This window comes from Candidatus Hakubella thermalkaliphila (genome assembly GCF_013281975.1).
In the GTDB taxonomy this organism is placed as follows: Bacteria; Actinomycetota; Humimicrobiia; order Hakubellales; family Hakubellaceae; genus Hakubella; species Hakubella thermalkaliphila.
The window spans coordinates 1-1,934 of record NZ_BLRZ01000206.1 but is presented as its reverse complement, the minus strand read 5'-3'; the positions used below and the strand labels follow the sequence as shown (position 1 = coordinate 1,934).

Genomic DNA, 1,934 nt, shown 5'->3' with positions numbered 1-1,934 from the left:
TTGCGACCCCAAAAAATACCCCAAAAAGCGGGGTTCTGCGGAACTTGGGTTAGTTTCAGGTCTCCTTTGCACTTCGGACAGGCCAGAATATCCAGAAGTTCTTTATCTATCATCGCTTTCACCTTTCTTTACTCCTGCCGCTCATTGGGCTCAGCACAAACTTTTAACTTTCGGTAGCTTTGTTTGGCTCTCTTGCTCCACGTCTCCTCTTCCAGTCGAAAGCCAGATACCCCACGCACCCGAGGAAGGCCAAGCCGGATATTATCAACCCGATATAGAAATAGCTCTGCGGCAAGAAGTAAAGCGTCAGCGTGAAATCCTCTTTCCCCACTTCCTTCGGGTCGATATACCAGGCGTTGGCGTAGCCGTTGACTAAGAAATGCCTGTCCTCGGCTATCGCTTGTTTAAAGAAATAATAAATATCGCCGGGCGTGATCATACCCTGCCTCGCCTCCTTCACACCCGTGTTGTCATATTCCACGATTATCTCATTGAACTGGAATGGCTTACTTTCGATGTATACCTTCCACCCGGGATGATAGCTCTCAGAGAAAACTAGAAAAAACGGCGAGGTGGCATTCTCCACCCTAACCTCGTATCTTGTAGGGTTGATCTTTTGGAAGGTAATTTTAGGTGCATTGTCACCCTTGGACAAAACAGTCTTGTTATATTCTTTGATGAACTGAATTTGCTCTTGATCTAAATCATTGGACAAGAAAAGTGCAGAGTCACCAACGGTAAAATTATCAGAAGTAACTACTTGTAACATTTCGTCTATGTCACCTTTAACTAGAATGGTGTTTGAAGTGGTGTAAATGTGCATAGGCTTCCAATAGTCATTTCTGTAGAAATCAAGTTTGCCGAAGGATTCTTCTAGGCGGATTCCTTCTGCGCTGCTTAAAGTAGTTTCCCATGATTCCTGTGATGCTGAAGTATACCAAGGATGGCCTTCTATATATTCCTAATCAGTATCCCGGTGAAACAGGATATACCTGGCATTGAATAGGTTCAGGATTGCGCCTAAATTGGCGGGAGGGTTTTCCTGGATAACCTCGTCGAAAATAAAGCCACTTATCCCACGCCCAGACTCACCCGATACTACTACTGTTTTGGGAAGCAACCATCTGGTGGGATCCTCTCCGACATAACCGTGGTCCCACGAGTAGGCAACTTGGGAGCCTAACTTTGGTAGGGGAATGGAAACAATCCTAAAATCTCCTTTCTCTATATCAAGCCAGTCACTGGCTTGGTAGTAGTAGTTGGGCACTTCAACAGTTGCTGAGGGGATTACTTTACCCCCAGGATATATGACGTCGCCAGTCCACATGGGCCATACGTATACCCCACAAAGCAGAAAAACATTAGATACCAGAAAAACCTTGGCACTAATTTTACCAACAACCCGCTGCATCTTTTGGGCAGGTCTCCCCATGATATGATAAATATGATAATAAAGAATACTCAGCCCGTATCCAATAAGGAAAGCATAACTCAGCGCAATGAATATCCCCACTTTAGCGTAGACCGATCTTAAAAGGTCGATCAGATAGAATTTATAGCAAGCGACTTAAATAAGTTTACACAGTGATATTATCTTTTGTGGTTTCCAGCGTTGTGATCTTTTGAAAACAGAGACCTCCAAATCGAATAGGGTCTCAAAATAGACATTGGTCGTCTCTTCGTATCTCATGGTCCTCCAAAGAGATTCTTGATAGTTGAGTTCTGGATGATAAGGCGGTAAATAATGAAGGTGGAGATTACGATTTTTCAGGAGGAATTTACGAACTCTTTCTCCTGTGTATTCTGGTCCAAACTTACCACCAATTCCGCTCAAACTTACCACTGATTCTGGATAAGACTTACCAGTGATTCTGGAATTTAATTACCAATTTTTCCTACATATCCAGAACAACTGGTAACTTCCACCAGAATCT

Annotated in this window: 4 protein-coding genes; all 4 read right to left on the bottom strand. The window is 43.5% G+C overall.

Translation table 11 applies throughout. From position 1 onward, the window contains the following. A partial coding sequence (locus tag HW443_RS14100; RefSeq protein WP_407079823.1) for a Trm112 family protein occupies nucleotides 1–113 on the bottom strand: 113 nt, incomplete at its 3' end. A 50-nt stretch (nucleotides 114–163) separates the two neighbouring features. Further along, entirely contained in the window at nucleotides 164–823 is a 660-nt protein-coding gene (locus HW443_RS10905; RefSeq protein ID WP_176236243.1) for a hypothetical protein, read from the bottom strand. A 138-nt stretch (nucleotides 824–961) separates the two neighbouring features. Next, complete coding sequence (locus HW443_RS10900; protein ID WP_176237173.1) at nucleotides 962–1,411, bottom strand: hypothetical protein; 450 nt, start codon at nucleotides 1,409–1,411, stop codon at nucleotides 962–964. 156 nt (nucleotides 1,412–1,567) lie between these two features. Further along, the gene (locus HW443_RS14095; protein WP_407079822.1) at nucleotides 1,568–1,843 is read right to left on the bottom strand and encodes a transposase; all 276 of its coding nucleotides are present in this window, start codon (nucleotides 1,841–1,843) and stop codon (nucleotides 1,568–1,570) included. Between the last annotated feature and the right edge of the window lie 91 nt (nucleotides 1,844–1,934).